Source organism: Streptomyces sp. HmicA12, assembly GCF_000373565.1.
Lineage (GTDB): Bacteria > Actinomycetota > Actinomycetes > Streptomycetales > Streptomycetaceae > Streptomyces.
In genome coordinates this window covers 212,395-237,628 of record NZ_KB891802.1, presented here as the reverse complement: position 1 = coordinate 237,628, position 25,234 = coordinate 212,395, and the positions used below count along the sequence as shown (strand labels likewise).

Here is a 25,234-nt window from a genome sequence, read left to right as displayed (position 1 = left end):
GGCACATAAGCCCACCTATGTTGGGCCTGTGGAGCAACACAGGACGCGTCCCCCGCAATCCCGCCCCCGTCGCGGCCCGGCCGCGCTTCCCCCGCAGGCCCAGGGCGGCCGCGGTGACGAGCGGGACGCCGCCGCCCTGCCCGCCGAGTCCGCGACCGTCTACCGGGCGGGCGGCGCGGGCCGGCCGGTGCCGCCGCTGGTGCGCGCTCTGCGCCGGTTCCCGAACCCGCGGCTGACGGGCCTGGGCAGCGGGCTGTTCTGTCTCGTCGCGATGGTCGTCCTCGGGTTCCTCGACCGGGTCCTCCTCGGCGGCGCCGTCGCCGTCTACGGCGTGCTGTTCCTGCTGGTCAGCGGGCTCGCGGCGGGCTGGGTCCGGAAGGCCGACCTGGTGACGGCACCGGTGTCGGTGCCGATCGCGTTCGCCCTCGGCGCGCTGTTCATCGCCGACGGCGGCGAGGGGTTCACCGGGACGATGGCGGGCCTGATGACCACGCTCGCGACGGGCGCCGGCTGGCTGTACGGGGGCACGCTCGTCGCCGGTGTCATCGTGACCGTACGCAAGGTGCGGCTGATGGCGCGCAAGGCGGCGGCGCGGCGGGCGACGCAGCCCGGGCCGCGGGACGAGACGCGGAAGGCACCGCGCCCGCGGCGGGCGTAGACCCCGGGACGGTCAGGTGCGGGACGCGGACATCGCCGCGCCCACGATCCCCGCGTTGTTCTGCAGCTCGGCCGGGACGATCTCGGCCTTGACGCCCTTGATCAGCGGCAGGAACTTGTCCGCCTTGCGGCTGACGCCGCCGCCGATGACGAACAGCTCGGGCGAGAACAGCATCTCCACGTGGGCCAGGTACTTGCTGACGCGCTTGGCCCAGTGCTCCCAGCTGAGGTCCTCGTCCTCGCGCGCCTTGGTGGAGGCCCGCTTCTCGGCGTCGTGCCCGCCGAGCTCCAGGTGCCCCAGCTCGGTGTTGGGCACCAGGATCCCGTCGGCGAACAGGGCGCTGCCGATGCCGGTGCCGAAGGTGAGCAGCAGGACCGTGCCCTTGCGGCCGCGGCCGGCGCCGAAGGCCATCTCGGCGACCCCGGCGGCGTCGGCGTCGTTCATGATCGTCACCGGGAGGCCGTCGAGCTTCTCGGTCAGCAGGGCGCGGGCGTCGACGTCGATCCAGCTCTTGTCCACGTTCGCGGCGGTCCGGATGGTGGCGCCGCCGGTGACGACGCCGGGGAACGTGATGCCGACCCGCTCCGGCCGTACGTCGAAGTGCCCGACGACCTCTTTGACGCCCTCGGCCACCGCGTCGGGGGTGGCCGGTTGCGGGGTCAGCACCTTGTACCGCTCCTGGGAGAGATCGCCGCGCTCCAGGTCGACCGGAGCGCCCTTGATCCCTGATCCGCCGATGTCCACACCGAAGATCTCCATGTGCTCCACGTTACGACGGGAGCAGCACGGTCACTTCTCGGAGACGGAATCCCGCTGCACCAGGGCCGCGGCCTCGGCGCGCAGGTCGCGGCGGAGCTCCTTGGGCAGCGAGAAGGTGATCGACTCCTCGGCCGCCTTCACGATCTCCACGTCCGCGTAGCCGCGCTGCGAGAGGTACTCCAGGACCTCCTCGACGAGGACGTCCGGGACGGAGGCACCGGAGGTGACACCGACCGTGGTGACGCCCTCCAGCCAGGCCTCGTCGATCTCGCTCGCGAAGTCCACCAGGTACGCGTCCTTCGCGCCGGCCAGCTTGGCGACCTCGACGAGACGGACGGAGTTCGAGGAGTTGCGCGAGCCGACGACGATGACGAGGTCGGACTCGGCGCCCATCTGCTTCACGGCGAGCTGACGGTTCTGCGTGGCGTAGCAGATGTCGTCGCTGGGCGGCGAGACGAGCCCGGGGAACTTGGTCTTCAGGGCGTCGACGGTCTCCATCGTCTCGTCGACGGAGAGCGTGGTCTGGGAGAGCCAGACGACCTTGTCCGGGTCGCGGACCTCGACCTTGGCGACGTCCTCGGGGCCGTCCACGAGCGTGATGTGGTCGGGCGCCTCACCGGACGTGCCGATGACCTCCTCGTGGCCCTCGTGGCCGATCAGGAGGATGTCGAAGTCGTCGTTGGCGTAGCGGATCGCTTCCTTGTGGACCTTGGTGACGAGCGGACAGGTGGCGTCGATGGTGGCGAGCTTGCCGCGCTCGGCCTCCGCGTGGACGGTCGGTGCGACGCCGTGCGCGGAGAACATCACGATCGAGCCCTCGGGGACCTCCTCCGTCTGCTCGACGAAGATGGCGCCCTTCCGCTCCAAGGTCTGCACGACGTACTTGTTGTGCACGATCTCGTGGCGGACGTAGACCGGGGCCCCGTACTGCTCCAGGGCCTTCTCGACGGCGATCACGGCACGGTCCACACCGGCGCAGTAGCCACGGGGGGCGGCGAGCAGGACGCGGCGGGAGCCAGTGGTAGCAGTCATGTTCCCCATCGTAAGGGGGTACCGGGCGGGCCAAAGATCCCCCTTTCGACAGGCCGGAAACGGCGGCCTTACAGAGACTGAAGATCCGTGCACGGAAAAAGGGCGACATACGGAGGCGCGATGTCCGCCGGCACCACCCCTGGAGGGGCGACCCCCGAGCCGTCCCCCGGGACGACCCCTGAAGAGGCGACACTCAGGCGTGACCTGGGTTTTCGCGACCTTGTGGTCTACGGGCTCCTCTTCATCGCCCCCATGGCGCCCGTCGGCGTCTTCGGCACCCTGGACGCGAAGTCGCACGGCGCGGTCGCGCTCGTCTACGTGGTCGCGACGATCGCGATGGCGTTCACCGCATTCAGCTACGCGCAGATGGTGCGGGTGGCTCCCCGGGCGGGGTCCGTGTACGCCTACGCGCGCGTGGGCCTCGGCAAGGGGTTCGGGTTCATCGCCGGCTGGATGGCGATGCTGGACTATCTGCTGATCCCGGCCGTGGCGTACCTGTTCTCCGGGATCGCGATGAACTCGCTGGTGCCGGACGTGTCGCGGTGGGTGTGGACGGCGCTCGCGGTGGTGATCACGACGCTGCTCAACCTGTGGGGCGTACGCGCGGCGGCCCGGGTCGGCTTCGCGGTCCTGGCACTGGAGATCGTGGTGCTGTTGATCTTCGTGGTCTCGGCGATCGTGGTGCTCGCCACGGACGGGGCGCAGCGCGACTGGCTGTCGCCGCTGACCGGGGACGGCACGCAGGGCGCCTTCGCGCTGTCGGCGGTGCTCGGCGCGGTGTCGGTGGCCGTGCTGTCGTACCTGGGCTTCGACGCCATCGCGACGTTCGCCGAGGAGGTCACGGGCGGCTCGGCGAAGGTGGCGCGGGCGGTGCTGTTCTGCCTGGTCTTCACCGGTGTGCTGTTCGTGGCGCAGACGTATCTGGCGGCGCTGCTGGAACCGATGACGTCGGCGCAGATGGCCGCCGATCCGGCCGCGCAGGGATCCGCGTTCTACGACACCGTGGACGCGTCGGTCGGCGGCTGGCTGCACGATCTGGTGGCGGTGAGCAAGGCGATCGGCGCGGCGTTCGCGGCCCTGGCCGGGCAGGCCGCGGCGGGGCGGCTGCTCTTCGCCATGGCCCGTGACCGGCGGCTGCCGAAGGCGCTGGCCCGGACGGATTCGGGCGTGCCGCGGGCCGCGCTGCTCGTCGCCGCGGTGATCACTCTGGTCGCGGCGGTCTGGGCGGCCCGCCGCGACGACGGCCTCGACCAGCTGACGTCGGTCGTCGACATCGGCGCGCTGAGCGCCTTCACGCTGCTGCACGCGAGCGTGGTCGGGTACTTCGTGGTGCGGCGGGGCGGCGGCGGGTGGAGCTGGTGGCGGCATCTGCTGGTGCCGGTGCTCGGCGCAGTGATCACGGTCGCGGTGATCGTGGAGGCGTCCGCGTCGGCCCAGGTGGTGGGCGCGATCTGGCTGGCGGTGGGAGTTGTGGTGCTCGTGGTGCAGCGGGGGCGGGCGGCGGACCCGGTCTAGGGCGTGCCCCGGGCCTTGCCGCCGCCCGCCCGGGGCGGGTCAGGGGGTCAGGGGATCAGCGGTGGCGTCCGTTCCTGCGCAGTCGGCCCAGGGCGACCGCTCCGGCGCCCGTGGCCACCAGGGCGACCGCGATGCCGCCGAGGATGGCGGAGGTCCGCCCGTCCGAGCCGGTGTGGGCGAGCGCGGGGCCGGTGGGCGAGGGGCTGATGGGCGCGGAGGAGGTCGGGGTGGGCGTCGAGGTGCTCCCGGTCGGGGTCGGCGTCGAGGTGCTCCCGGTGGGCGTCGGCGACGCGGTGGGCGACGTGTCGCCCGTGGGGGTGGGCGTCGGGGTGGGGGTGGGTGTCTCTGTCGCGCCGTCCGGTGAGTTCGTCGGAGTCGGCGTCTCCCCGGTCGGTGCAGGAGTGGGCGTGGAGTCGTCCTCGCACCGCACGTTTCCGTCGAACGGGCGGTAGTGGATCTCCCCCGCGTTCACCGCGTTGCCCCCGACGGCCGCGGTCGAGCCCTGGATCAGCGACTTCACGATGACGTCGCCCTCGATGTTCGAGGAGTCCAGGTCGATGAACTCGGCGCTCGGCGCGTAGACCGTGCCCTCGATCTGGTCTCCGTCCGGGTTGGTGATCCTCGTCGCGTCCGGGAAGTCCCACAGGATGTGGGTCTGGGAGGAGCCGACCCCGGCCATCGTCGGCGCGTGCCAGGTGAAGTCGCCGCCCTCCGCGCTGGTGTCGACGACGATCACCAGGGGCGCGGCGGCCGTCGGCTGGTTCAGCAGGGTCAGCGTGGAGATGTTGTTCAGCATCTCGCCCGTCAGGTGCAGCACGTTGGTGCGGCCGGTGTCGAGGGAGAGCTTGATCTGGGAGCCGGGCGCGATCGTCGTCTGGTCGGCGAGCGGGTCGCCGTTGCCGTCGCGCAGGACGACGTTGTTCGCGCAGGTCGCCATCTCCTGCGCGCGGTCCCGGTACGTGGTGAACAGGCCGGGGAAGTCCATCAGGTTCGCGGGCCCCACGGACGCGGCCGGCTGTCGCGTGGTCAGCTCGATGCGGGGTGTGGAGTCGTAGGCGGCGCCTGTGGCGGTGAGGTGCGTGTTGACCGCGGCCCCGTTGCCGTCGGTGTTCAGCGCCTGCCCGCCGGTCATGTCGCCGACCTTCACGTAACCGTTCTGGAGGACCTTCAGGACTCCCGCCGGGTCGCTCTGGTCGTAGCGGACCCGGCCGCCGACCAGCAGCGCCGTGGGCCGGGTGTCGCCGGGGGCGGTGAAGGAGCCCGCGGTGTTCAGGGAGACGTTGTAGCCGGCGCCGAAGCGCAGGTCGCCGCCGACGGCGACGGGTCCCTCCGACTCGGTGCTGCCGAGGTAGGCGTCCTCTTCGGTGACGACCCCGAAGCCGTTGTTCCCGGCGACGGGGTTGCCGACGGTCACGGTGTCGCGCAGGGCGGCGGCCGGTGCGGAGCTCACCGGGCCCGCGGCCAGCAGCAGCCCGCCCGCGCACACGGCGCAGGTGGCCGCCGCCGCGGCCGGGACCGCCGTTCTCATCGCTTTTGTCATACCGGCCGACGCTAGGGCGGTGCGCGTGGGAGCCCGGGAGGTCACGCCGGGGCACGGCCAGGACAACCCGTGTGCCCCACATCGCTGTCGGTGCCTGCGGCTACGCTCGCGGCATGGCTGTGAACACGTCCCCGGACACCCCGATCCCCGTCGGCGAGGTGTCCCGGCTGATCGGCGGATGGATCGACCGGCTCGGCGCCGTCTGGGTCGAGGGGCAGATCACCCAGCTGTCCCGGCGGCCGGGCGCCGGTGTCGTGTTCCTGACGCTGCGCGACCCCTCGCACGACATCTCGGTCTCGGTCACCTGCTACCGCCAGGTGTTCGACGCGGTGGCGGACTCCGTGCGCGAGGGCTCCCGGATCGTGGTGCACGCGAAGCCGGAGTGGTACGCGCCGCGCGGCCAGCTGTCGCTGCGGGCCGCCGAGATCCGCCTGGTCGGCATGGGCGAACTGCTCGCCCGTCTGGAGCAGTTGAAGAAGTCGCTCGCGGCGGAGGGGCTGTTCGCCGCCGACCGCAAGAAACCGCTGCCGTTCCTGCCGCAGCTCATCGGGCTCGTCTGCGGCCGCGCCTCGGCCGCCGAGCGCGACGTGCTGGAGAACGCGCGGCACCGCTGGCCCGCCGTCCGCTTCGAGGTGCGCAACGTCCCGGTGCAGGGTGTGCACGCCGTGACCCAAGTGGTGCAGGCGGTCAAGGAGTTGGACGCGCTGGACGGCGTCGACGTGATCGTCGTGGCACGCGGCGGCGGCAGCGTGGAGGACCTGCTCCCGTTCTCCGACGAGCAGTTGGTGCGGGCGGTGGCGTCCTGCCGCACCCCCGTCGTCTCCGCCATCGGCCACGAGCCGGACACCCCGCTGCTCGACTACGTCGCGGACCTGCGGGCCTCCACGCCGACCGACGCCGCGAAGAAGGTCGTGCCGGACGTCGGCGAGGAGTACGAGCGGGTGCGGTTCCTGCGGGACCGGGCCCGGCGCAGCGTCGAGGCGTTCATCGAGCGCGAGGAGCGGGGCCTGGCCGCGGCGCTCGCCCGCCCCTCGATAGAGGATCCGCACCGCATGGTCGACGAGCGCGAGGAGCAGGTCTCGGCGCTCACCGACCGCGCCCGCCGCACCCTCGGCCACCTCCTGGACCGCGCCGAGTCCGAGCTGACGCACACGCACGCGCGCGTGGTCGCCCTCTCTCCGGCGGCGACCCTGAAGCGCGGCTACGCGGTCCTGCAGAAGCCGGACGGCCATGTGGTGCGCGACCCCGGCGAGGTGGCTCCGGACGAGCCGCTGCGGGCCCGGGTCGCCGAGGGCGAGTTCACCGTACGCGTCACGGAGGACGCACGAGTCGCAGATGACGCACAAGCCGCAGCAGCAGAAGAAGAAGCGTGAGGAACGGATCGATGGCGAAGACTGAGACGCAGGCGCAGCCGGCCGACGAGGCGCTCGGCTACGAGCAGGCGCGGGACGAACTGATCGATGTCGTACGGCGGTTGGAGGCCGGCGGCACGTCCCTGGAGGAGTCCCTCGCCCTGTGGGAGCGCGGCGAGGAGCTGGCGAAGGTGTGCCGCCGCTGGCTGGACGGGGCGCGGGCCCGCCTCGACGCGGCGCTGGCCGAAGAGGGCGACGAGGCGGAGGCGGGCGCGGACGAGGAGTGAGCCCGCTGGGAAATACCGGGAGACAGCGGGGTGCGGCGGGCCGCTTGTGAACAGGGTCACGAAGGTGTTTGTTGAAGATTGAACCTCACCGGCGTACTGTCGGAAGCACCAGTTGACCCGTACGAGAAGGTTGATCGATGTCCCTCGTTCTTGACCCCGCCGCCCAGGACCTGCTCTTCCGCGAGGCCCGCACCGCGAACACCTTCACCGACGAGCCGGTGACCGACGAGCAGGTCCAGGCGATCTACGACCTGGTCAAGTACGGCCCGACCGCCTTCAACCAGTCGCCGCTGCGCATCACCCTGGTCCGCTCCCCCGAGGCCCGCGAGCGCCTCGTGAACCTCATGGCCGAGGGCAACCAGCCGAAGACCGCCAAGGCCCCGCTGGTCGCGATCCTCTCCGCGGACAACGAGTTCCACGAGGAGCTCCCGCAGCTCTTCCCGCACTTCCCCGCCGCGAAGGACGCCTTCTTCTCGGAGCGCCCGGTCCGCGAGCAGGCCGCGCTGGTCAACGCCACGCTGCAGGCCGGCTACTTCATCATGGGCGTGCGCGCCGCCGGCCTGGCCGCGGGCCCGATGACCGGCTTCGACTTCGCCGGTGTCCAGAAGGAGTTCCTGGACGCCGACCACACCCCGCTGATGGTCATCAACATCGGCAAGCCGGGCGACGACGCCTGGTTCCCGCGCTCCCCGCGCCTTGAGCTCGACCAGGTCATCACGACCGTCTGAGCCGCACCGCGGTAGCGTTCCGCAGACATCAGAAAGGGCCCCCGGCGACTGCGCCGGGGGCCCTTTCTCGTACGCGTTCCAACGGATTCACGCGGACTCGGCGCGCTCCATCCTCAGCGCCTCGGCCATCTTCGTCAGCTGGGCGAAGTCGGCCGTGCCGGTCACCACGGTCGTGGCGCCCTTCTGCTTCAGCACCAGGGCGTCGTACTTCTCGCCCTGGTAGCGCTGCCACCGCTCGCCGTTGATGGTCTGCTTCCGGCTCGTCGACTCGGCGCCCTGGCTGGCGTCGTCGATGAACCGGGCCGGCTTGTCGGTCGACTGCTCGACGGCGACGTACTGGCCCTCGGGGTCGAGGAAGCCGAGGTGCCATGCCTCGTTCGCCTCACCCTTGTAGCGCACGGACGTCGGCTTCCAGGACTTGGACAGGCCCTCGGGTGCCGCCACCGGGTACGAGGCCGCGCGACGGGCCGACAGCAGCTCGACCCGGTAGTCCACGCGCTGGACCGGCGTCTTCTCGGAGTCGTCGTGCGGAACGAACACGTAGATCACGCCCGCCGCCACGACGCAGACGCCCAGGGACAGCACCAGGCTGCCCATCGTCTTCTTGCCATTTCTTCCTGCCACGCGCCCCATCGTCGCAGGTGGCCTGTTGATCTCCGCCGCGAGGTGGCGTTTTGCGCCCACCTGTCATGAACGGGCCCGCTCATCCGTGGGGCGCCCTGCTCAGATTGTCGTACGAGCGATAGAGTCGGGGCACATCAACCCTCATCCGGCCGTCGTCGTATCCCGGCAGAAAAGCCGGAACAGAAAGGTGCGTCTCGATGACCGAGCATCAGCATCACCAGCTGCCGTCCGAACTCGAGGTTCCTTCCGAGGCCCCCGACCGCAACCTCGCCCTGGAGCTCGTCCGGGTCACCGAAGCCGCGGCCATGGCCGCCGGCCGCTGGGTGGGCCGCGGCGACAAGAACGGAGCGGACGGCGCGGCCGTGCGCGCCATGCGCACCCTCGTCTCCACCGTCTCGATGAACGGCGTCGTCGTCATCGGCGAGGGCGAGAAGGACGAGGCGCCGATGCTGTTCAACGGCGAGCGCGTCGGGGACGGGACCGGCGCCGAGTGCGACATCGCCGTCGACCCGATCGACGGCACGACGCTCTGCTCCAAGGGCATGCCGAACGCGATCGCCGTGCTCGCCGCCGCCGACCGCGGCACGATGTTCGACCCGTCCGCCGTCTTCTACATGGACAAGCTGGTCACCGGCCCCGAGGCCGCCGACTACGTGGACATCAACGCCCCGGTGTCGGTGAACATCCGCCGCGTCGCGAAGGCGAAGAAGGCTTCCCCCGAGGACGTCACCGTCGTCATCCTCGACCGGCCGCGGCACGAGGGCGTCATCAAGGAGATCCGGGAGACCGGCGCACGGATCAAGCTGATCTCCGACGGCGACGTCGCCGGATCGATCCTCGCCGTGCGCGAGGGCTCCGGCGTCGACCTGATGCTCGGCATCGGCGGCACCCCCGAGGGCATCATCTCGGCCTGCGCCATGAAGTGCCTGGGCGGTGTGATCCAGGGCAAGCTGTGGCCCAAGGACGACGAGGAGCGGCAGCGGGCGCTCGACGCCGGGCACGACCTGGACCGCGTCCTGTCCACGGACGACCTGGTCTCCGGGGAGAACGTGTTCTTCGTGGCCACCGGCATCACGGACGGGGAACTGCTGCGCGGCGTCCAGTACCGGCCCGAGACCGCGACCACGTCGTCCCTCGTGATGCGGTCCAAGTCCGGGACCATCCGGCAGATCGACTCGCAGCACCGCCTGAGCAAGCTGCGGGCCTACTCCGCGATCGACTTCGACCGGGCCAAGTAGCGGGCCGAGCAGCGGCTCAGGGCGCCCCGTCGAGCGGGGCGCCCTTCGCGCCTGCCCGCCGTCGGCGGGTCACCCGGCGGCGGCGACCGTCCGGGCCGCCTGCTTGAGTTCCACGTCGCGGCGCCTGCGCCTGGCGAGCGCCACCCTGCGCTCCGCCGCCGTCAGGCCGCCCCAGACGCCGTACGGCTCCGGCTGGAGCAGGGCGTGCTCGCGGCACTCCACCATGACCGGACAGCGGGCGCAGACCCGCTTGGCCGCCTCCTCGCGCGCGAGGCGCGCGGCGGTGGGTTCCTTGGACGGCGCGAAGAAGAGTCCCGCCTCGTCGCGCCTGCACACGGCCTCCGTGTGCCAGGGCGCGTCCTGATCCCTGCCCGAGGCTGGTCCCCGCTGTTGCGGAACGGTGGCGACCTGCAGGGACTGATGCGGCGGATGCAGCACGGTCTACTCCTGACGACGGCTGACGACGGCTTTCGCGAGCGAGAGGCGATCGGGAGACGATGCAGCAAGCTCTACCCGCTGTGTCGGCGCCTATGCACTGAGTTCCGAAGCACGGAAGTTCCCGAGCGCATACGGGAGTTCGCCTCGCCGGGATCCGGGCGCCGTCAGGGCGTCAGCCGAAGTGCTTGCGCAGGTGCTTCTCCAGGTTCCGGACGATCCTGCCGCGCTTGGGTCGGGCCTCGATGCTGCCGAGGACCGCCACCCCGTCCACGTAGACGACCGGCGCCTCGGGCTCGGCCGCGTCCATCGCGTCCACCTCGAAGCTGCCGAGGACGCCCCCGCCGCTGCCGCGCAGCGAGATGTTCTCGGGGACCTTGATCTCGACGCTGCCGAAGACGGACACCGCCTTGATGTAGACCTGCGGGTACTCGAAGATCGCCTCGCTGAGGTCGATCTCGACGCTGCCGAACACGGCGTACGCGTGCGTGCGGCGGCCCACGCGCCAGCGGCCCCTGCGGGTGGAGGCGCTGAACACCGCCACCAGGTTCTCCCCCGGGAGCGACGGGACGGTGCCGGGCGCCGGCTGGTTCGGCGCCGGGGACGCCACCGTCGGGCGGGCGGTGTGCGCGCCGGGCAGGTCCTTCACCAGCGGCTCCAGCTCACCCACCGTCTTGGCGCGGTAGACCCGGTCGATCCGCTCGGCGTGCTCGTCCGCGTCGAGCCGGCCCTCCGCGAGCGCCTCGCGCAGGATGTCCGCGATCCGGTCGCGGTCCGCGTCGGACGCGCGCAGATCGGCCGGCGGGGTCGCGGGAGCGGGCTGCTGGGGGCGCTTTTGAAGGTCCACGACAGCAGCGTACCCAAACGCGATAGATCGCGACTAGGGGGTCGCGGCGTGAACTGAGCCTTACCTCACAGGAGCGGCCGGGCCACCAGGTTCTACGCTGGTTGGCGCTGCCAATGGATGCCAGCCACGACCCGGCCGAAAGAGGAATGGGCGAGATGCCTGAGTTCGCGTACACCGATCTGCTGCCCCAGGGCGAGGACACCACCCCGTACCGCCTGGTGACCTCGGAGGGTGTCTCCACCGTCGAGGGGCCGGACGGCCGTACGTTCCTGAAGGTCGAGCCGGAGGCGCTGCGCAAGCTCGCCGAAGAGGCGATCCACGACATCCAGCACTACCTGCGCCCGGCGCACCTCGCGCAGCTGCGCCGCATCATCGACGACCCCGAGGCGTCCAACAACGACAAGTTCGTCGCCCTGGACCTGCTGAAGAACGCGAACATCGCGGCCGCGGGCGTGCTCCCCATGTGCCAGGACACCGGCACCGCGATCGTCATGGGCAAGCGCGGACAGAACGTCCTCACCGAAGGTGAGGACGAGAAGTCGCTGTCCAAGGGCATCTACGACGCGTACAAGAACCTGAACCTGCGGTACTCGCAGATGGCCCCGCTGAACATGTGGGACGAGAAGAACACCGGCTCGAACCTGCCCGCGCAGATCGAGCTGTACGCGACCGACGGCGGCGCCTACAAGTTCCTCTTCATGGCCAAGGGCGGCGGCTCGGCCAACAAGTCGTTCCTCTACCAGGAGACGAAGGCCGTCCTGAACGAGGCCTCCATGATGAAGTTCCTGGAGGAGAAGATCCGCTCACTGGGCACGGCCGCCTGCCCGCCGTACCACCTCGCCATCGTCGTCGGCGGCACGTCCGCCGAGTACGCGCTGAAGACCGCCAAGTACGCCTCCGCGCACTACCTGGACAACGTCCCCTCCGAGGGTTCCGAGCTCGGCCACGGGTTCCGTGACAAGGAGCTGGAGGAGAAGGTCTTCGAGCTCACCCAGAAGATCGGCATCGGCGCGCAGTTCGGCGGCAAGTACTTCTGCCACGACGTGCGCGTGGTGCGCCTGCCGCGGCACGGCGCGTCCTGCCCGGTCGCCATCGCCGTGTCCTGCTCGGCCGACCGCCAGGCCGTCGCGAAGATCACCGCGGAGGGCGTCTTCCTGGAGCAGCTGGAGACGGACCCGGCGCGCTTCCTGCCGGAGACCACCGACGAGCACCTCGAGACCGAGGGCGACGTCGTGAAGGTCGACCTGAACCAGCCGATGGACGCGATCCTCGCCGAGCTCACCAAGTACCCGGTCAAGACCCGCCTCTCGCTCACCGGACCGCTCGTCGTGGCCCGCGACATCGCGCACGCCAAGATCAAGGAGCGGCTCGACGCGGGCGAGGAGATGCCGCAGTACCTGAAGGACCACCCGGTGTACTACGCGGGCCCCGCGAAGACTCCCGAGGGCTACGCGTCCGGCTCCTTCGGCCCGACGACGGCCGGCCGCATGGACTCCTACGTCGAGCAGTTCCAGGCCGCCGGCGGCTCCAAGGTGATGCTCGCCAAGGGCAACCGCAGCAAGCAGGTCACCGACGCGTGCGACGCGCACGGCGGCTTCTACCTCGGCTCCATCGGCGGCCCGGCGGCCCGTCTCGCCCAGGACTGCATCAAGAAGGTCGAGGTCGTCGAGTACGAGGAGCTCGGCATGGAGGCGGTCTGGAAGATCGAGGTCGAGGACTTCCCCGCGTTCATCGTTGTCGACGACAAGGGAAACGACTTCTTCCAGAACCCGGCGCCCGAGCCGACGTTCACGCACATCCCGGTGCGCGGCCCCGGCCTGGTCTGACCCCCGCGCGTATCCGCCGGACGGGCCGTGGACCGGGCCCGTCCGGCGTTGCGCCGGGAACACCGGAGCCCGTGCGCGTGCTGTACGGGGTATGAGCGACTACCGCATCGAGCACGATTCCATGGGCGAGGTCCGGGTCCCCGCGGACGCCAAGTGGCGGGCGCAGACCCAGCGCGCCGTGGAGAACTTCCCCGTCTCGGGGCAGCGCATCGAGCGCGCCCACATCGAGGCGCTCGCCCGGATCAAGGCCGCGGCCGCCAAGGTCAACGCCGAGCTCGGCGTCCTGGACAAGGACGTCGCGGGTGCCATCGAGAACGCCGCCGCCGAGGTCGCGCAGGGGCGCTGGGACGACCAGTTCCCGGTGGACGTGTTCCAGACGGGCTCCGGCACCTCGTCCAACATGAACACCAACGAGGTCCTGGCCACGCTCGCCACCGAGCGGCTCGGCAGGGACGTGCACCCCAACGACCACGTCAACGCCTCGCAGTCGTCGAACGACGTCTTCCCCTCCTCGATCCACATCGCGGCCACCGCCGCCGTCACCCATGACCTGATCCCGGCTCTCGACCACCTCGCCGCGTCGTTCGAGCGCAAGGCCGAGGAGTTCGACGACGTCGTGAAGTCGGGCCGTACGCATCTGATGGACGCGACGCCGGTGACGCTGGGCCAGGAGTTCGGCGGGTACGCGGCGCAGGTCCGCTACGGCGTCGAGCGGCTGCGCGCCTCGCTCCCCCGGCTCGCCGAACTCCCCCTGGGCGGCACGGCGGTGGGTACGGGGATCAACACGCCGCCCGGATTCGCTGCGGCCGTCATCGCCGAGATCGCCGGGGCCACGGGCCTGCCGCTGACCGAGGCCCGCGACCACTTCGAGGCGCAGGGCGCGCGCGACGGCATCGTGGAGACCAGCGGGCAGCTGCGCACGATCGCGGTCGGCCTGACGAAGATCGCCAACGATCTGCGGTGGGCGGCGTCGGGCCCGCGCACCGGGCTCGCGGAGATCAACCTGCCGGACCTGCAGCCCGGTTCGTCCATCATGCCGGGCAAGGTGAATCCGGTCATTCCCGAGGCGACGCTGATGGTCGCCGCGCAGGTGATCGGGAACGACGCGACCGTGGCCACGGCGGGCGCGGCAGGCAATTTCGAGCTGAATGTCATGCTGCCCGTCATCGCCAAGAACGTCCTGGAATCGATCCGCCTGCTCGCCAACGTCTCGCGCCTGCTCGCCGACCGCACCGTCGACGGCATCACCGCGAACCGTGAGCGGGCCCGCGAGTACGCCGAGTCCTCCCCGTCCGTGGTGACGCCGCTGAACAAGTACATCGGCTACGAGGAAGCGGCCAAGGTGGCGAAGAAGTCCCTGGCAGAGCGCAGGACGATCCGCGAGGTCGTGCTCGACGGCGGGTACGTGGAGCGCGGCGACCTCACCGTGGAGCAGCTCGACGAGGCGCTGGATGTCCTGCGGATGACCCGTCCGTAACGGCTCATGACGCGCTGACGTATTCGTGACGCTCGTCGCTGCGTCGTATGCCAGCGGCACCTAATATCTGGCCATGACAGACAACGACCGGACGGGCGAGGGGCGCTGGGCGCCCGGGGAGCAGATCCTGTGGCGCTATCGCGCCAACGGGGGCGGTCCCGGCAGCGGTGCGTTCCACATCTGCCGTCCGGTCACCGTCGTCCAGGACTCGGACGAGCTGTTCGCCGCCTGGATGGCGCCCGGCACCGAGTGCGTCAAGCCGGTCCTCGCCGACGGCACGCCGCTGCACCGCGAGCCGCTGGCCACCCGCTACACGAAGCCGCGCGTCGTGGTCCACGACCGCTGGTTCGGCGCGGGCGTGCTGAAGCTGGCGCGGCCCGGTGAGCCGTGGTCGGTGTGGCTGTTCTGGGAGCCGGGCTGGAGTTTCCGCAACTGGTACGTGAACCTCGAGGAGCCGCGGACCCGGTGGTCCGGCGGCGTGGACTCCGAGGACCACTTCCTCGATCTGTCCGTGTACGAGGACGGCAGCTGGCGCTGGCACGACGAGGACGAGTTCGCGCAGGCGCAGGCCGTGGGCCTGATGAGCGCAGGTCAGGCCCGGTCCGTACGGGAGGCGGGGGCCCGCGCCGTCGGGGTGATCGAGCGCTGGGGCCACCCGTTCTCGGACGGCTGGCAGCACTGGCGGCCCGACCCCGCGTGGCCGGTCCCGGCGCTGCCGGCCGACTGGGACCGTACGCCCGCGCATGTGTCGTCATGAGACCCTTGATGCGCCCCCGGGGAGGAAACGTAGGATCGTCCTCCGCAAGTGTGCACCGGCGACAGAAAGAGGAGTTCGGGCAGCAACTCTTCGCGTGCGCAGCGGGTCTGACACGATGTCAACGAGGTCATCGAGGGGCGGCGGGACCGTGAATGTGGCTGGATCGGGCAGGGCGGACCGTCAACTCAGGGGCGGCGGACGCGAGATGGGCGGCACGGCCCGCCGGAACCCCCTTCCGGATGGCCGGTTGACGTCGCCCGTGGCCGGGGCTGAACCGGTCGGCGCCGGGACTCCGTTCCCTGGGCACGCGTTCCGGGTATCGGGACTCCTGCGGGCCGAACTGCACCAGGTCGTACACACCGCGGGCCGCGAGACCGGCGGGCAGGAGTCGTACGCGTACGCCCTCACTGGCACCGACGCCCCACCCGAGCACCAGCTGTTCGACGGACGGATGCGACACGCGTGACGGAGCACTCAGCCTCTTTCCCGGGCTCCCACGATGGCCGCCGGCAGAGCATGGCGGCCCACCCCGCGGACCCTCGCGGGGCGCTGCGGCACACCCCGCAGTCCTCGCAGGGCGCCGGTGGCTTACCGGAACAGCCGCGCAGGTCCGCCGTGCCCTCCGCCGCGGATCCGGTGCCCTCCGCCGCCGACGCCGAGCACTCGCAGCCGCGGGGCCCCTCGCCCGAGCCGGTGCGGCCGGGCAGTCCGGGCGGCCCGGGCGGCCCGGGCGTCCCGCCGGACGGTACCGAGCGGCGCTCCGGGCAGCCGCGCCCCGCGGGTCAGCCGCCGGCCATGCGCAGGGACGGGGACCGGCTGCGGTTCGTGGGCGCCGCGACCCGCCGCATCGCGCGCGGCATCGACCTCGACGAGATCGTGATGGGCCTGTGCCGGGCCACCGTGCCGACGTTCTCGGACGCGATCCTGGTCTATCTGCGCGAGCCCCTGCCGGTCGGCGACGAGCGTCCGACGGGCCCGATGGTGCTGCGCCTGCGCCGCACGGACCGGATCCCCGACGCCGCTGACGACACGGAGTCCGACGGCAACAGCCTGCCCGTCGTGGCCGTCCCGCAGGCCGAACTGACGGCGGGCAGCGCCGAGTTGTGCGAGGTCCGCTCGGGCGGCGCGCTCGCCGAGGTGCTGCGCGGGGTGCGTCCCGTCTTCACGGACTCGCCCGCGGCGCACGCCGCGCTGCCCGAACTGCTGGGCGGCGAGCGGCCGTTGCCGACCGGGCAGCGCGTCATCCTGGCACCGCTGCGGGGGCGGCGCCGGGTGATCGGCGCCGCGGTGTTCCTGCGCCGCCAGGACCGGCACGCCTTCGACGCGGACGACCTGCTGGTGGCCGGGCAGCTGGCGACGCACAGCGCGCTCGGCATCGACAAGGCGGTCCTGTACGGGCGCGAGGCGTACATCGCCGACGAGTTGCAGCGCACCATGCTCCCGGAGACCCTGCCGCGCCCGACGGGCGTACGCCTGGCCTCCCGCTATCTCCCGGCGGCGGAGACCGCGCGGGTCGGCGGCGACTGGTACGACGCGATCCCGCTGCCGGGCAGCCGGGTCGCGCTGGTCGTCGGTGACGTCATGGGCCACTCGATGACCTCGGCGGCCATCATGGGCCAGCTGCGCACGACGGCCCAGACCCTCGCGGGCCTCGATCTGCCTCCGCAGGAGGTGCTGCACCACCTGGACGAGCAGGCGCAGCGGCTCGGCACGGACCGCATGGCGACCTGCCTGTACGCGGTCTACGACCCGGTCTCGCACCGCATCACCATCGCCAACGCCGGGCATCCGCCGCCCGTCCTGCTCCATCTGGGCGGCCGCGCGGAGGTGCTGCGCGTGCCGCCGGGCGCGCCGATCGGGGTCGGCGGCGTCGACTTCGAGGCCGTGGAGCTGGACGCCCCGGCGGGCGCCACGCTGCTCCTGTACACGGACGGGCTCGTCGAGTCCCGGCTGCGTGACGTGTGGACGGGCATAGAGCAGTTGCGTGAACGGCTGGCGGCCACCGCGCAGTTGACCGGGCCCGACCATCCGCCGCCGCTGGAGGCGCTCTGCGACGACGTGCTCGACATGCTCGGCCCGGGCGACCGGGACGACGACATCGCGCTGCTCGCCGCCCGCTTCGACGGGATCGCGCCGAGCGACGTCGCGTACTGGTTCCTGGAGCCGGAGGACGCGGCGCCGTCGCGGGCGCGCAGGCTGGCCCGCAGCGCCCTGGCCCGCTGGGACCTGGAGGACATGACCGACTCGGTGGAGCTGCTGGTCAGCGAGGTCGTCACCAACGCGGTGCGCTACGCCTCCCGTCCGGTGACCCTGCGTCTGCTCCGCACGGACGTCCTGCGCTGCGAAGTCGGCGACGACGTACCTCAGTTGCCGCGGCAGCGGAAGGCCCGCGCCACCGACGAGGGCGGCCGCGGGCTGTTCCTGGTGAACCGTCTCGCCAGGCGGTGGGGCGCGACCCGGCTGTCCACCGGCAAGGTGGTCTGGTTCGAGCTGGCGCGGCCGGGCGGGGCGTCGTAGCGGCCGCGCGCGGAACGCGTACGAGGCACAGCGAGCGCGTACGGAGAAGGGGCGCCGGATGAATTCCGGCGCCCCTTCTCTGCTTCTCTGATCCGCTACTCGTCCTGCCTGCCGTCGGCCGGGTTCTCCGGGATCCCGATCGTCGGCGTACCGCCGCCGCCACCGATGTCGCCCGGGTCCGTCGGCTCCTCGGTCGTCGGCTCCTGCGTCGGCGGCTCGGTCGTCGGCGTCTCGCTCGGCGTCGTCGGGTCCTGCGTGGGCGGCTCGGTGGTCGGCGTCTGGCTCGGCGGTTCGCTGGTCGGCGTCTGGCTCGGCGTGATCGGGGCCGTGGTCGTGGGCTCGACGCCCGCGCCCATGTCGGTGTCCAGGTCGAACTTGCCGTTCGCGCTGGTCGAGTTGAACATGTACTGCGCCCAGATGCGGGCCGGGAAGCTGCCGCCGTCGACGCGCGGCAGGCCGCCGGCTCCCTTCATGGAGACGTGGCTGCCCTCCTCCGCCGTCTTCAGCGCGCCCTCACCGAACAGGCCCACCGACGTGACCAGGTCCGGCGTGTAGCCGGTGAACCAGGCCGACTTGTTGTCGTCGGAGGTACCGGTCTTGCCCGCGACCTGCTGGCCGTCGCGGTCCGGGTTGTCCCGGACCGACGCCTTCGCCGTACCGTCGTCGACCACACCGGTCAGCACGGAGGTGACCGAGTCGGCGACGCCGCGGTCGATGACCTGGCTGCCGATCGCTTCCTTCAGGTCGGCCTTGTTGCCCTGGTAGGTCGCCGCCTTCACGATCTTCGGGGTGACCTGCTTGCCGTGGTTGTCGAGGGTCGCGTAGACCCCGGCCATCTCCAGCGGGCTCGCGCCCATGGTGCCGAGGGTCTGGGCCGCGTACGGCTTGAGGTCGTCGGAGTCCATGCCGAGCTTCTTCGCCGTGTCCATGACCTTGTCCATGCCGACGTCGATGCCCATCTGGGCGAAGACGGAGTTGATGGACTTGTTCATGGCCGTCTGCACGGTGACCGGGCCGTAGCTGTGGTTGTCCTCGTTGGGCGGGGCGAAGCCGACCTTCTTGCCGTCCTCCACGGCCGGGCGCCTGCTCGTGCCGTCGTAGATCGTGCCGGCCTTGATCTGCTGGCCGGTCTGGGTCTCGGACTGGTTCTCCAGAGCGGCGGCGAGGATCAGCGGCTTGAAGGTGGAGGCCGGCTGGTAGTCGGTGCGGGTGGCGTTGTTGACGTAGTGCTGGAGGTAGTCCGCGCCGCCGTACATCGCCAGGATCTTGCCGGTCTTGGGGTCGACCGAGACGGCGCCGGCCTGTACCCGGGCGTCCGCCTTCTTGCTCTTCGGTTCGAGGTTGTCGGTCAGCTGCTGCTTGACCGACTTCTCCAGCTGCTTCTGCTTCTTCGGGTCGATGTTGAGGGTGACCGTGTAGCCGCCGGCGTCGAACTGCTCCTCGCTGATGTTGAGGTCCTTGATGACCTCGGCCCGCGAGGCCCGGTAGAGGTAGCCCTCCTGGCCGGTGAGCCCGGTGGCGGCCTGCGGCTGCTTCGGCTCCGGGAGCTTCGTCAGCTTCTGCCGGTCGCTCGCGCCGAGCCAGTGCATCTCGACCATGTTGTCGAGCACGTAGTTCCAGCGTGCCGTGACGAGCTTCCTGCCGGTCTCGGTGGCGCTCGACAGGTCGTACTGGCTCGGGGCCTGGAGCAGCGCGGCGAGGTACGCGCCCTGCGCCACCGACAGGTCCGAGGCGTCCTTCTGGTAGTACGCCTGGGCGGCGGCCTGGATGCCCCAGGCTCCGCGGCCGTAGTAGCTGGTGTTGATGTAGCCCGCGAGGATCGTGTCCTTGGACTCCCGCCGCTCCAGCTTCAGCGAGATGACCAGTTCCTTCAGCTTGCGCGTGACGGTCTGGTCCTGGGTGAGGTAGTAGTTCTTCACGTACTGCTGGGTGATCGTCGAACCACCCTGCTTGCCCTTGCCGGAGACCGTGTTGAACAGGCCGCGGGCGGTGCCCTTCAGGTCGACGCCCTTGTCCGTGTAGAACGACTTGTTCTCGGCGGCGACGAAGGTCTTCTGGACCGGCCCCGGGATCTCCGACAGGTCGACGATCTCGCGGTTGCGTTCGCCGGTGCGGGCCATCGTGTCGCCGTTGCTGTACTTGAAGACGTTGCTCTGCAGCTTCGCCTCGTTGTTGCCCTTGGGTATGTCGATCATCATGTAGAGCACCACGAAGACGCCCATGCAGACGAGAACGACCCCGAAGAACGCGCCCAGCAGCTTCTTCCAGGTGAACAGGCGGCGTATGAAGCCCCTGTCGTCCTTGCCGCCCTTGCTCCTGCGACGGTCCGTGCGCCCGCTGTCGGCACGGTGACCCGTCGCCGGGGCGGGCGCAGCACGGCGTGAGCCACCGCGCTGCCGTGCTCGCCGCTCTTCCGCTCGGCCCATGACGTCTACCGCTCCGCATCTCGTCGTTCTCGGCATGCTCCGGTGCGCGGATCATGCCGTACCGGCCTGTGAACCCGGCCCATCCACCCCCAGCAGGCCCAATCAGTGCAAGAAGCTAACACCGCGCCTACCGGCTCAATCCGGACTGTCCGGGCTTTTCGGGACGTGACAATCAGCACGCACCCCAAGAGATCCGACGAGCAACAGGTGCAGAAGGTTGCCACTCGCGATAAAGTGATATCACTTTGCTAGAAGGGGTTCGCGCCACCTCCGGCACGAACCAGCAGCTCAGCAACGCTTCACAGAAACGGGGACTGCCATGCCCGAGACGGACGCCACACCCGACGTGCCCCAGATGCCCAAGACGGGGGTGCGCGAATTCACGGCCCAGAGCATCGGCGGCGGCCTCGCCCTGCTGCTCGGCCTCCTCGGCCTGCTCGTCGGCGCGGGCCTGGTCGCCGTCGGCGCCGGGCTCGACTCGGCCGGCGCCAAGGCCGCGCTGATCACCGTCGGCATCGTGCTCGCGATCGCCGCGTTCTTCGCCATGTGCGGCCTGAACATGGTGGCGCCGGGCGAGGCCCGCGTCGTCCAGCTCTTCGGCCGCTACCGGGGCACGATCCGCACGGACGGCCTGCGCTGGGTCAACCCGCTCACCTCGCGGACGAAGGTCTCGACGCGCGTACGCAACCACGAGACCGCCGTCCTCAAGGTCAACGACGCCTACGGCAACCCGATCGAGCTGGCCGCGGTCGTGGTGTGGAAGGTCGAGGACACCGCCCAGGCGACGTTCGAGGTCGACGACTTCCTGGAGTTCGTCTCGACGCAGACCGAGGCGGCCGTGCGGCACATCGCCATCGAGTACCCCTACGACGCGCACGAGGAGGAGGGCCTGTCGCTGCGGGGCAACGCCGAGGAGATCACCGAGAAGCTGGCCGTGGAGCTGCACGCGCGCGTGGAGGCGGCCGGCGTCCAGATCATCGAGTCCCGCTTCACGCACCTCGCGTACGCGCCCGAGATCGCCTCGGCGATGCTGCAGCGCCAGCAGGCCGGCGCCGTGGTCGCCGCGCGGCGGCAGATCGTGGACGGCGCGGTCGGCATGGTCGAGGCCGCGCTCGCCCGGATCTCCGAGCAGGACATCGTCGAGCTGGACGAGGAGCGCAAGGCCGCGATGGTCTCGAACCTGCTCGTGGTGCTCTGCGGTGACCGTGCGGCGCAGCCCGTGCTGAACACCGGGACGCTCTACCAGTGACCCCGCGCCCGCGTAAACAGGTCCTGCTGCGGCTCGACCCGGCCGTGTACGACGCGCTCGCCCGCTGGGCCGGGGACGAGCTCCGCTCGACGAACGCGCAGATCGAGTTTCTGCTGCGGCGCGCGCTCGGGGAGTCGGGGCGGCTTCCCGGCGGGGCCGGACCGATACCCCGGCGGGGCCGTCCGCCCAAGAGCCCGGAGGGCGACGGCAGTTCGGCGGCCGACAGCTGAGTGGGGGCCGGTCGCGCAGTTCCCCCCTGGGCGAGCGAAGCTCGCTTCAGGGGCGCGGGGAACTGCGCGGCCGGCCCCCACCGGCCGTCAGCCGAAAGACCCGCTATACACCCCGGGTATACACACGGTGTACAGTCACGGCCATGTCCATCGGCCACACCCTTCTCGGGCTCCTCGAATCCGGCCCCCGTCACGGCTACGACCTCAAGCGGAGCTTCGACGCGACCTTCGGTCACGACAAGCCGCTGCACTACGGGCAGGTCTACTCGACCATGTCCCGCCTCCTGAAGAACGGCCTCGTCGAGGTCGACGGGATCGAGGCCGGCGGCGGCCCCGAGCGCAAGCGGTACGCGATCACCGACGCCGGCATCACCGACGTGCGGCAGTGGCTGGCGACCCCGGAGAAGCCGGAGCCGTACCTCCAGTCGACGCTCTACACCAAGGTCGTCCTCGCGCTGCTGACCGAACGCGACGCGGGCGACATCCTCGACACCCAGCGCTCCGAGCACCTGCGGATGATGCGCATCCTCACCGACCGCAAGCGGGGCGGTGACCTCGCCGACCAGCTCATCTGCGACCACGCCCTGTTCCACCTGGAAGCCGATCTGCGCTGGCTGGAGCTGACCGCCGCGCGCCTCGACAGACTCGCCGCGGAGGTACGCCCTTCATGAGCCCCCTGACGCCCGCCGGTTCCCTGCTCACCGCCGTCGATCTGCGCAAGGCGTACGGCCCGACGCCCGCGCTCGACGGCGCCTCCTTCTCCGTCCACCCCGGCGAGATCGTCGCCGTCATGGGCCCCTCGGGCTCGGGCAAGTCGACGCTGCTGCACTGCCTCGCCGGGATCGTCACGCCCGACTCCGGCTCGATCTCGTACGACGGCCAGGACCTGGCCGCGATGCCGGACGCCCGGCGCAGTGCCCTGCGCCGCACCGACTTCGGCTTCGTCTTCCAGTTCGGCCAGCTGGTACCGGAGCTGACCTGCCTGGAGAACGTCGCGCTGCCGCTGCGGCTGAACGGCGTCAAGCGCAGGGAGGCCGAGCGGCAGGCCGCCGTGTGGCTCGCCAAGCTGGAGGTCGAGGACCTGTCGGGCAAGCGCCCCGGTGAGATATCCGGCGGCCAGGGCCAGCGCGTCGCCGTGGCCCGTTCCCTGGTCACGAACCCGCGCGTGCTCTTCGCCGACGAGCCGACCGGCGCCCTCGACTCCCTCAACGGCGAGCGCGTCATGGAGCTGCTCACCGAGGCCGCGCGCGGCGCGAACGCCGCCGTCGTCCTGGTCACGCACGAGGCGCGGGTCGCGGCCTACTCCGACCGCGAGATCGTCGTACGGGACGGGAAGTCGCGGGACATGGAGTACGCCCGATGACGACCCTGCTCGACGCTCCCCCGCGCCAGGCGCCGCCGCGCAGTTCCTCGAACTGGCTGCGCGATCTCGCCCTCGGCATGCGGTTCGCCGTCTCCGGCGGCCGCGAGGGCTGGATCCGTACGCTGCTCACGGCCGTCGGCGTCGGCCTCGGTGTGGCCCTGCTGCTCGGCGCGGCCTCCGTGCCGACCTTCCTCCACGAGCGCGACGCGCGCGGCGACGCACGCCAGCTGGGCGTCGGCACCACCGACCAGCTCAAGCGCGGCGACAAGACGATGCTCGCGCTCAGCATCTCCACCGAGTACCGCGACGACTCGGTCACCGGCTACCTGCTGCGCCCCGAGGGCGCGCACCCGCCGGTGCCGCCGGGCGTCGGCCGGCTGCCGGGCCCCGGCGAGATGGTGGTCTCACCCGCCCTGGAGAAGCTGCTCGACTCTCCCGAGGGCAAGCTCCTCAAGGAGCGCTACGACTACCGCGTCATCGGCACCATCGGCGACGCGGGCCTCGACAACCCCTTCGAGCTCTTCCTCTACGCGGGCAGCGACACCCTCACCGACGGGCGCAGCACCGCCCGCCTCGACCACTTCGGATTCGACTACGGCACGGACGAACTCGACCCGATCCTCATCGTGCTCATCGTGCTGGCCTGCGTCGTCCTGCTCGTACCGGTCGCCATCTTCATCGCGACGGCCGTACGGTTCGGCGGCGAGCGCCGCGACCGGCGGCTCGCCGCACTGCGCCTGGTCGGCGCGGACGCCCGGATGACACGGCGGACGGCGGCGGGCGAGGCCCTGTTCGGCACCCTGGTCGGGCTCGCGCTCGGCGTCCTCTTCTTCCTCGCCGCGCGGCAGTTGCTCGGCGTGGTGGAGATCTACCGCCTCTCGGCGTTCCCGGCCGACGTCAGGCCGGTGCCCGGACTCGCCGCGCTCGTGCTGCTGGCCGTACCGCTCGCGGCGATCGGCGTCACGATGTTCGCGCTGCGCTCGGTGACGATCGAGCCGCTGGGCGTCGTACGCGGCGGCCGCGCCCGGGGCCGTCGCCTGTGGTGGCGCCTGGCGCTGCCGGTCATCGGCGCGCTGCTGCTGCTCACGGCGGGTTCCACCGACGCTCTCGACCGACTGGGCGTCGTCCAGATCTCGGCCGGCATCGGGTTCGTCCTGATCGGCCTGGTCCTGGTACTGCCCTGGCTGGTCGAATCGGTCGTGCGGCGACTGCGCGGCGGCCCGGTGCCGTGGCAACTGGCCGTGCGCCGCCTACAGTTGAGCAGCGATGGCGCGAGCCGCGCGGTCGCCGGGATCACCATCGCGGTGGCGGGCGGCATCGCCCTGCAGATGTTCATGGGCGGCATCGACGGCGACTTCACCGAGCAGACGGGCCAGGACCCGGCGCGGGCGAGCATGAGCGTGAGCGCCGACGCCGCCAGCGGGGCACTGGCCGAGCGGATGGTGAAGGAGTTCGCCGCCGCCAAGGGCGTCACGAAGGTGATCGGCACCGTGGAGAGCTGGGTGACCCCGGTCGGCTCCCAGCCGGACGCGGACGGCGCCCAGAGCAGCGTCTCGCTCTCCGTCGGCACCTGCTCCACGCTGCGCGAACTGGCGAAGCTGCCCTCGTGCGAGGACGGCGACGTCTTCCGCGTCACCGGGGCCGAATCCCCCGAATCGGACGCCCAGTTGGACAAGGACGCACGCCCCGGCGCCCGGCTCGACCTCAGCGGCCCCGGCGGGAAGGAGCGCTGGACCCTGCCGAAGGACACCCGCACGGTCGCGTCCCGGCGCGACCCGGGCGGCCGCCGCTTCGGCGGCATCCTCGCCACCCCGTCCGCCGTCGACGTGCGCCGGCTGGACACCGCCACGACGACCGCGCAGATCCAGGTCGACCAGCGGGTGCCGGACGCCCTCGACCACGTGCGCAACATCGGCTACGCGATCGATCCGGGCCTGCGCATGTACGCGTACGAGGCGGTCCAGCGCGACGACCAGTACGCGAGCATCCGCCGCGGCCTGTTCACCGCGGCGGCCCTGACGATGACGCTGATCGCGGCGGCGCTCCTGGTCTCCCAGATCGAGCAACTCCGTGACCGCAGGCGCCTGTTGTCGGTCCTCGTCGCCTATGGAACCCGGCGCTCGACGCTCGCCTGGTCGGTGCTGTGGCAGACGGCGATCCCGGTGGTGCTCGGCCTGACGGTGGCCATCGCGGGCGGCCTGGCCCTCGGCTGCCTGATGCTCCACATGGTGGCCCGGCCGGTCACGGACTGGCTGGTGTTCCTGCCGCTGGCCGGGGTGGGCGCCGCGGCGATCGCGGTGGTGACGCTCTTGAGCCTGCCGCCGCTGTACCGCCTGATGCGTCCGGAAGGGCTCAGGACCGAGTAGCGCGGCAG

23 protein-coding genes are annotated in these 25,234 nt (G+C 71.2%); 16 read left to right on the top strand and 7 right to left on the bottom strand.

The annotated features are described in order from the left end of the window. The first annotated feature begins 28 nt into the window (after window positions 1-28). The gene (locus B072_RS0111955; protein WP_018530181.1) at window positions 29-658 is read left to right on the top strand and encodes a DUF6542 domain-containing protein; all 630 of its coding nucleotides are present in this window, start codon (window positions 29-31) and stop codon (window positions 656-658) included. A gap of 12 nt (window positions 659-670) precedes the next feature. Here the strand turns inward: B072_RS0111955 and ppgK are convergent, their stop codons facing one another. Together ppgK and B072_RS0111945 are read right to left on the bottom strand one after the other, a co-directional pair. Next, window positions 671-1,417 (bottom strand): polyphosphate--glucose phosphotransferase, encoded by a 747-nt coding sequence (ppgK, locus tag B072_RS0111950; protein ID WP_018530180.1) that lies wholly within the window; start codon window positions 1,415-1,417, stop codon window positions 671-673. A gap of 30 nt (window positions 1,418-1,447) precedes the next feature. Next, window positions 1,448-2,458 (bottom strand): 4-hydroxy-3-methylbut-2-enyl diphosphate reductase, encoded by a 1,011-nt coding sequence (locus B072_RS0111945; RefSeq protein WP_199791031.1) that lies wholly within the window; start codon window positions 2,456-2,458, stop codon window positions 1,448-1,450. Window positions 2,459-2,569: 111 nt separating this feature from the next. Here B072_RS0111945 and B072_RS0111940 point away from each other — a divergent pair, with 111 nt between their 5' ends. Further along, window positions 2,570-3,964, top strand: coding sequence for an APC family permease (locus B072_RS0111940; RefSeq protein ID WP_078506394.1), 1,395 nt, complete (start codon window positions 2,570-2,572; stop codon window positions 3,962-3,964). Window positions 3,965-4,019: 55 nt separating this feature from the next. Here the strand turns inward: B072_RS0111940 and B072_RS43025 are convergent, their stop codons facing one another. Beyond that, window positions 4,020-5,492: a choice-of-anchor A family protein gene (locus B072_RS43025; RefSeq protein WP_018530177.1), complete on the bottom strand. Its 1,473-nt coding sequence runs from the start codon at window positions 5,490-5,492 to the stop codon at window positions 4,020-4,022. Between the two features lie 125 nt (window positions 5,493-5,617). On the opposite strand from B072_RS43025, the gene xseA reads away from it, so the two are divergent. The 3 genes from xseA (at window position 5,618) to B072_RS0111920 (ending at window position 7,871) form a co-directional block, all read left to right on the top strand. Next, window positions 5,618-6,877 (top strand): exodeoxyribonuclease VII large subunit, encoded by a 1,260-nt coding sequence (xseA, locus tag B072_RS43020; RefSeq protein WP_043243820.1) that lies wholly within the window; start codon window positions 5,618-5,620, stop codon window positions 6,875-6,877. A gap of 11 nt (window positions 6,878-6,888) precedes the next feature. Then, window positions 6,889-7,143: an exodeoxyribonuclease VII small subunit gene (locus tag B072_RS0111925; protein ID WP_018530175.1), complete on the top strand. Its 255-nt coding sequence runs from the start codon at window positions 6,889-6,891 to the stop codon at window positions 7,141-7,143. Between the two features lie 137 nt (window positions 7,144-7,280). After that, window positions 7,281-7,871, top strand: a complete 591-nt coding sequence (locus tag B072_RS0111920; RefSeq protein ID WP_018530174.1) for a malonic semialdehyde reductase — start codon at window positions 7,281-7,283, stop codon at window positions 7,869-7,871. Between the two features lie 87 nt (window positions 7,872-7,958). On the opposite strand, the gene B072_RS0111915 is transcribed toward B072_RS0111920, so the two are convergent. Continuing rightward, the gene (locus tag B072_RS0111915) at window positions 7,959-8,504 is read right to left on the bottom strand and encodes a DUF4245 domain-containing protein (protein ID WP_051127156.1); all 546 of its coding nucleotides are present in this window, start codon (window positions 8,502-8,504) and stop codon (window positions 7,959-7,961) included. 188 nt (window positions 8,505-8,692) lie between these two features. Here B072_RS0111915 and glpX point away from each other — a divergent pair, with 188 nt between their 5' ends. Next, window positions 8,693-9,733 carry a class II fructose-bisphosphatase gene (gene glpX, locus B072_RS0111910; RefSeq protein ID WP_018530172.1) on the top strand — a complete coding sequence of 347 codons (1,041 nt, stop codon included), beginning with the start codon at window positions 8,693-8,695 and terminating at the stop codon, window positions 9,731-9,733. A 69-nt stretch (window positions 9,734-9,802) separates the two neighbouring features. On the opposite strand, the gene B072_RS0111905 is transcribed toward glpX, so the two are convergent. Together B072_RS0111905 and B072_RS0111900 are read right to left on the bottom strand one after the other, a co-directional pair. After that, on the bottom strand, window positions 9,803-10,171 hold the full coding sequence (locus B072_RS0111905) for a WhiB family transcriptional regulator (RefSeq protein ID WP_018530171.1): 369 nt from the start codon (window positions 10,169-10,171) through the stop codon (window positions 9,803-9,805). A gap of 172 nt (window positions 10,172-10,343) precedes the next feature. Further along, window positions 10,344-11,015: a DUF1707 SHOCT-like domain-containing protein gene (locus tag B072_RS0111900; RefSeq protein WP_018530170.1), complete on the bottom strand. Its 672-nt coding sequence runs from the start codon at window positions 11,013-11,015 to the stop codon at window positions 10,344-10,346. A 155-nt stretch (window positions 11,016-11,170) separates the two neighbouring features. On the opposite strand from B072_RS0111900, the gene B072_RS0111895 reads away from it, so the two are divergent. From B072_RS0111895 to B072_RS0111875, 5 genes are all read left to right on the top strand, one after another. Continuing rightward, window positions 11,171-12,841 carry a fumarate hydratase gene (locus B072_RS0111895; protein ID WP_026245729.1) on the top strand — a complete coding sequence of 557 codons (1,671 nt, stop codon included), beginning with the start codon at window positions 11,171-11,173 and terminating at the stop codon, window positions 12,839-12,841. Window positions 12,842-12,932: 91 nt separating this feature from the next. After that, the gene (locus B072_RS0111890; RefSeq protein ID WP_018530168.1) at window positions 12,933-14,318 is read left to right on the top strand and encodes a class II fumarate hydratase; all 1,386 of its coding nucleotides are present in this window, start codon (window positions 12,933-12,935) and stop codon (window positions 14,316-14,318) included. Between the two features lie 73 nt (window positions 14,319-14,391). Further along, window positions 14,392-15,075, top strand: a complete 684-nt coding sequence (locus B072_RS0111885; protein ID WP_018530167.1) for a DUF402 domain-containing protein — start codon at window positions 14,392-14,394, stop codon at window positions 15,073-15,075. A gap of 259 nt (window positions 15,076-15,334) precedes the next feature. Continuing rightward, window positions 15,335-15,541, top strand: coding sequence for a hypothetical protein (locus B072_RS0111880; RefSeq protein ID WP_018530166.1), 207 nt, complete (start codon window positions 15,335-15,337; stop codon window positions 15,539-15,541). A gap of 50 nt (window positions 15,542-15,591) precedes the next feature. Next, window positions 15,592-17,592, top strand: a complete 2,001-nt coding sequence (locus B072_RS0111875) for a SpoIIE family protein phosphatase (protein WP_078506393.1) — start codon at window positions 15,592-15,594, stop codon at window positions 17,590-17,592. Window positions 17,593-17,687: 95 nt separating this feature from the next. Here B072_RS0111875 and B072_RS43015 read toward each other — a convergent pair whose 3' ends face one another. After that, window positions 17,688-20,018 (bottom strand): transglycosylase domain-containing protein, encoded by a 2,331-nt coding sequence (locus tag B072_RS43015; protein WP_018530164.1) that lies wholly within the window; start codon window positions 20,016-20,018, stop codon window positions 17,688-17,690. A 319-nt stretch (window positions 20,019-20,337) separates the two neighbouring features. Here B072_RS43015 and B072_RS0111865 point away from each other — a divergent pair, with 319 nt between their 5' ends. From B072_RS0111865 to B072_RS0111845, 5 genes are all read left to right on the top strand, one after another. Beyond that, window positions 20,338-21,267, top strand: a complete 930-nt coding sequence (locus B072_RS0111865; protein WP_018530163.1) for an SPFH domain-containing protein — start codon at window positions 20,338-20,340, stop codon at window positions 21,265-21,267. Next, entirely contained in the window at window positions 21,264-21,497 is a 234-nt protein-coding gene (locus B072_RS0111860) for a hypothetical protein (RefSeq protein ID WP_018530162.1), read from the top strand. The genes B072_RS0111865 and B072_RS0111860 overlap by 4 nt, the downstream gene beginning before the upstream one ends. Before the next feature lie 143 nt (window positions 21,498-21,640). Beyond that, window positions 21,641-22,168 (top strand): PadR family transcriptional regulator, encoded by a 528-nt coding sequence (locus tag B072_RS0111855; protein WP_018530161.1) that lies wholly within the window; start codon window positions 21,641-21,643, stop codon window positions 22,166-22,168. Next, a complete protein-coding gene (locus B072_RS0111850; protein ID WP_018530160.1) occupies window positions 22,165-22,860 on the top strand; it encodes an ABC transporter ATP-binding protein in 696 nt (231 codons plus the stop codon). Before B072_RS0111855 ends, B072_RS0111850 begins: the two co-directional genes overlap by 4 nt. Further along, a complete protein-coding gene (locus tag B072_RS0111845; RefSeq protein ID WP_018530159.1) occupies window positions 22,857-25,226 on the top strand; it encodes an FtsX-like permease family protein in 2,370 nt (789 codons plus the stop codon). Before B072_RS0111850 ends, B072_RS0111845 begins: the two co-directional genes overlap by 4 nt. Window positions 25,227-25,234 lie beyond the last annotated feature (8 nt).